The sequence below is a fragment of the Deinococcus marmoris genome (assembly GCF_001949125.1).
GTDB classification, from domain to species: Bacteria; Deinococcota; Deinococci; order Deinococcales; family Deinococcaceae; genus Deinococcus; species Deinococcus marmoris_A.
In genome coordinates this window covers 1-4,234 of sequence record NZ_MSTI01000010.1, presented here as the reverse complement: position 1 = coordinate 4,234, position 4,234 = coordinate 1, and the positions used below count along the sequence as shown (strand labels likewise).

Annotated in this window: 6 protein-coding genes and 3 tRNA genes; 7 read left to right on the top strand and 2 right to left on the bottom strand. The window is 60.3% G+C overall.

The annotated features are described in order from the left end of the window. On the bottom strand, window positions 1–245 hold a 245-nt coding region (locus BOO71_RS28605; RefSeq protein WP_254842982.1), incomplete at its 3' end, for a hypothetical protein. A gap of 196 nt (window positions 246–441) precedes the next feature. Here BOO71_RS28605 and BOO71_RS01610 point away from each other — a divergent pair. The 3 genes from BOO71_RS01610 to BOO71_RS01600 all read left to right on the top strand — a co-directional run bounded on the left by BOO71_RS01610 (window position 442) and on the right by BOO71_RS01600 (window position 743). Then, window positions 442–529 (top strand) — tRNA-Ser (locus tag BOO71_RS01610). A 25-nt stretch (window positions 530–554) separates the two neighbouring features. Beyond that, a tRNA-Ser gene (locus BOO71_RS01605) sits at window positions 555–642 on the top strand. A 24-nt stretch (window positions 643–666) separates the two neighbouring features. Next, window positions 667–743, top strand: a tRNA-Arg gene (locus tag BOO71_RS01600). 185 nt (window positions 744–928) lie between these two features. Here the strand turns inward: BOO71_RS01600 and BOO71_RS01595 are convergent. Next, window positions 929–2,284: a tyrosine-type recombinase/integrase gene (locus tag BOO71_RS01595; protein ID WP_075830249.1), complete on the bottom strand. Its 1,356-nt coding sequence runs from the start codon at window positions 2,282–2,284 to the stop codon at window positions 929–931. A 103-nt stretch (window positions 2,285–2,387) separates the two neighbouring features. Between BOO71_RS01595 and BOO71_RS01590 the strand changes: the two genes are divergently transcribed. From BOO71_RS01590 to BOO71_RS28205, 4 genes are all read left to right on the top strand, one after another. Beyond that, complete coding sequence (locus tag BOO71_RS01590; protein ID WP_075830248.1) at window positions 2,388–2,927, top strand: TetR family transcriptional regulator; 540 nt, start codon at window positions 2,388–2,390, stop codon at window positions 2,925–2,927. Window positions 2,928–3,091: 164 nt separating this feature from the next. Continuing rightward, window positions 3,092–3,277, top strand: coding sequence for a helix-turn-helix domain-containing protein (locus tag BOO71_RS01585; RefSeq protein ID WP_075830247.1), 186 nt, complete (start codon window positions 3,092–3,094; stop codon window positions 3,275–3,277). A gap of 330 nt (window positions 3,278–3,607) precedes the next feature. Beyond that, window positions 3,608–3,991, top strand: a complete 384-nt coding sequence (locus BOO71_RS26650; protein ID WP_139322677.1) for a hypothetical protein — start codon at window positions 3,608–3,610, stop codon at window positions 3,989–3,991. 36 nt (window positions 3,992–4,027) lie between these two features. Continuing rightward, window positions 4,028–4,234 (top strand): hypothetical protein (locus BOO71_RS28205; RefSeq protein ID WP_217694832.1); only part of this gene is annotated, 207 nt, incomplete at its 3' end.

Sequence of the window (4,234 nt, the reverse complement as noted above, 5' to 3'; positions counted from 1 at the left end):
CCCTGATTCGTCGGGAGCATCAGGTCACGCACCGAGATGGGCGCGTGACCCATGAGGTGCGGTTTGCCGTGAGCAGCACGCTGCTCACAGCAAGGGAAGCCGAGGACATCTGGCGACAACACTGGAGTATCGAGAATCGGAGCCACCATCGGCGTGACACGATCTTCCATGAAGATCGTCACCGACTGCGCCAAGGAGCGCAAGGATTGGCTGTCCTGCACGGCATACTGTTGACCCTTTTGCACGCGCGAACACGACACCTCACCGATCTGGTCAGACGCCTACGGCATGATCCTCTGGCCGCGCTGAACGTCTTGGGAATTGGATCTGGTTGAGATAAAAGCCTGGGGTAGACACGCTGGCGTTGACAAGTCGGGGGGGCCTCCCTATACTTCCCTTCGCGCTTTTGGGATCAGTCCCAGAAACGCACCCGCCGTGAATGGGGGGTTGGCCGAGTGGTTGATGGCGGTAGTCTTGAAAACTACTGTGGGGCAACCCACCGGGGGTTCGAATCCCTCACCCCTCGCCACAGCACAGCGGCCCAGCACAGTTGAGGAGAGGTGGGTGAGTGGTTGAAACCGCATCCCTGCTAAGGATGTGTACCGCAAGGTACCGAGGGTTCGAATCCCTCCCTCTTCGCCACAGCGCTGCCCCAGTTCATTCCGTGTACCCGTAGCTCAGCTGGATAGAGCGTCTGACTACGGATCAGAAGGCCAGGGGTTCGAATCCCTTCGGGTACACCAAAAAAACCTCGTCCTGGACGAGGTTTCTCTTTTTTGACCTTTTTGCCCGAGAAGCTGTGTGCAGTTTTGTGTGCAGTAAATCCCTCGGGAAGCCGAGCGCCAGATGAGGGTGCAGACTGACAGCTAAAGGAATGATTAAGAGAGAGGCGAGGTGCGGCCGCACCTCGCCTCTCTCTTCTCGGCTCTTACTTTTTCTCGCCGATGTTCTTGAACAGTGAGGGCATGGCCTGAACTGCCCTTTGAATTTCATCTTCAAAGACGTGCTGGTAGACGTCACGGGTGATGTCGGAATTCTTATGCCCGGCCATCCTGGCAACGACGTCGATCGGCATTCCCAGATTTGCCATCATCGTGATGTACGTGTGCCGCAGACCATGGATGGCGATGGTCCGGACGCCCGCCTTGTCGCACAGCTTGTGAAACAACTTCCGCATCGAGTCAGGATTGGGCGGCACGCCGTCCGGGCGCGTAATCACGTGGTCATCGACGTTTCCCCACAGCTCGCCATTGCGCTGACGCCGCGTTCGTTCCCTGGCCTGGCGCTCTTTCAAGGTACGCAACATGGCCACTGCTTCGGGAAGAAGATGGATGGTGCGGATGCTCGACTTGTTTTTCGGGGTCTCTCGAAGCGGGCTGCCGTGAATGGTCACGGTGGCCTCCACGACCCGCAGCGTTCCACGCTTGAGATCAACCCTCGGCCACCGCAGACCGCACGCTTCACCGCGGCGCATGCCGGTCAGCGCCATCAGGCCAAACGCTGGGCCGTACCAGTCTTCGCGCGTTGCCGAGATGAACTGCTGCGCTTCCTCCTCGGTCCAGGCCTTGGTCCAGTCGAATGCTTCCAGATTCCCCTCCGCCTCCTCCAGTGCCTTTTTCAAATCACGGGGTCCTCTGGGAAGCTTTTCGAAAGCCGGGTTGATCTGAATCAGTTTGCTCGCCACGGCACTGGAGAGCAGGCTGCTCAGGATGGCGAAAATCTGGTTGTCCGTTCTTGGGCTGAGTTTCTTCTTTGTGACGACTTCACGGAGCTTACCAATGGTTTCTGCGTTGATCTCGGTGAGCAGGTAGCCGCCAAGTGTCGGCAAAACGTGCCTTCCCAGCATGTAAGCGTAGCTTGCCAGCGTCTTGGGTTTGAGTCCGTCCTGGTTTTCCTTTTCCAGAAGCCACGTCTGGGCATAGTTCTGCAGCGTCGGCGTCTGCCGCTCCACAGGTTGCTCCTCGCCCACCTGGTCTTCCGCTTGCTGAGCGCTGAGGGCTTTGTCATGAAATTCTTTGCGCGCGTTGTCGATGAAGTCCGCGTACCCACCCTGTTCAAGCCGCTTGTTGGCCAGGGAAAGCGCAGCTTCCGCGTCCTTGCGGCTGTTGAGCAGACCCTCGTCGTAGATCGGCTTGCCATCAGGCAGCCACCCCAGGATCCGGCGCCAGCGAAACTGGCCCGTTCCCACCCAGACTCCATTGGCCTTGCGCTTCAGCTCGAACACCGAGCCCTTCCCCTTGCGTTTTTTCGCCTCTTTATTCTTCGGCTGTTCTTTGTTTTCCATGTCGTTCCTCCGACAACGCACACTGGCAAGGCCGTCTGCGAAATCTGGAACGGTTCGGAACGTTATTCGCTTTCAGGGGCTTTCTGCGTCCTACACTGCACTGGTGACTCCTTCTCCCGCCAAACGCGGCCCTGGCAGGCCACGCAGCGCCGACACTGACGAAAGCATCTCGTTCAGCGTCCTGAAGCTGCTTGAGACCGGCCAGACTCTGAGTGTCGAAGCGGTGGCAAAACGCGCAGGCGTCGGCAAACCCACGATTTACCGGCGGCTGCGAGATGACGGGTTGCCTGATCTGATCGCTCTTGCCCTGCCCGTGGCGCAGGCGGACCTGTTCCCACCCAGGGCCAGGCAGTCTCGTGACGTGGCCACGCTGTGCGCTGTCGTGGCCCAGCGCCTGACGTCACCGGTGCAGCGCCAAGTCCTCGCGCAGTTGGGGGGCGATCCAGCGCGGCTCGCGCGGTATTTACAGCCGGTGGCGGACGCGCTGCGGACGGGTCTTGGCAGGGGGGTTGACACCGACGCCACCGTTCAGGTGCTGCTGGTCACGGTGGTGGGCAGCGCGCTGCTGGCCGCCGACTCCAGCGCCGCGCACGACAGCGCAAAGGACCTGGCGGCGGCCTATCTGGCAAGGAATCGGGGCTAAAGGGGACCGGCATTCCGGGGAAGACAGCGGAAAATTTTGCGTCAACCCCCCCCCGTGCCTAGATGGATGACGGAGCAGCACCACTGGAACCCGTTGCTTTCACCTTCATCCCCCTTTCCGGGCAGGTCAAGACATCTTGACCCCGGACACCACTGGAGAACACCGTGAAAAAAGCCAAGCTGGAAACCGTCCCCGTGCGCATGTACACCGTCCCCGAGGTGGCCCAGATGGCCCGGGTCACGGACCGCACCATCCGCAACCACATCCGTCTGGGGCTGCTGCACCCCCGCCGCCTGGGCCGCAGCGTCCGCATCGCGGAAGTCGATCTGCTCGCGTACCTGTCGCGCTGACTGCGCTCCGGCCGGGGCTTTGTGCATGGGCCAGTTCCTTCCCTGAACGGCGGTGACCAGGTGGTCACCGCCGAACTGCTGCCAGGCCTTGGTGGGGCAAACCATTGGTGGAATGCAGCCACAGGCAGTCCAACGTTGACCAGATTCCAGCAGATTTGTTCGCCGGATACGACAGGCTCAGGTTGTTCAGGCCCACAACGCCGATGCTCACGGCATCCAGGCTGGCAAGGAAGAGCCGAGAAGCCTGGACGGACGGCTGCTCCGTAGCGATCCAACCGCCTCCCTTCCCACTCAAAAAGCTTCAAAACCCCCCCATGCCAGGATTTGGGCATGAGGAACAGCAAATCCATCACGGTCAACGTCCACCTCTCGCTCGGCATCTTGGGCAATCTGGCGCATTCCATCTCCAGCCTGCTGGAACAGGCACGCCAGTCCAGCGCCGACCTCCACAAAGAAAAGCAACTGCTGCTTCAGGCCGCTGACGTCCACCGCCACGCGACGGAACTGGCGCACCTGCTGAAAGCAGCAGACCAGTTGCCCTGTGTGCCGACAATCGAAAATGATCGCGTCGTGGCCCGCTGCCCCCGATGTGGTCATGAAGACCGCGAAGATGCTCCCGACAACCACACGAAGATTCATCGTCACAGCCAGGCTTTTATCTCAACCAGATCCAATTCCCAAGACGTTCAGCGCGGCCAGAGGATCATGCCGTAGGCGTCTGACCAGATCGGTGAGGTGTCGTGTTCGCGCGTGCAAAAGGGTCAACAGTATGCCGTGCAGGACAGCCAATCCTTGCGCTCCTTGGCGCAGTCGGTGACGATCTTCATGGAAGATCGTGTCACGCCGATGGTGGCTCCGATTCTCGATACTCCAGTGTTGTCGCCAGATGTCCTCGGCTTCCCTTGCTGTGAGCAGCGTGCTGCTCACGGCAAACCGCACCTCATGGGTCACGCGCCC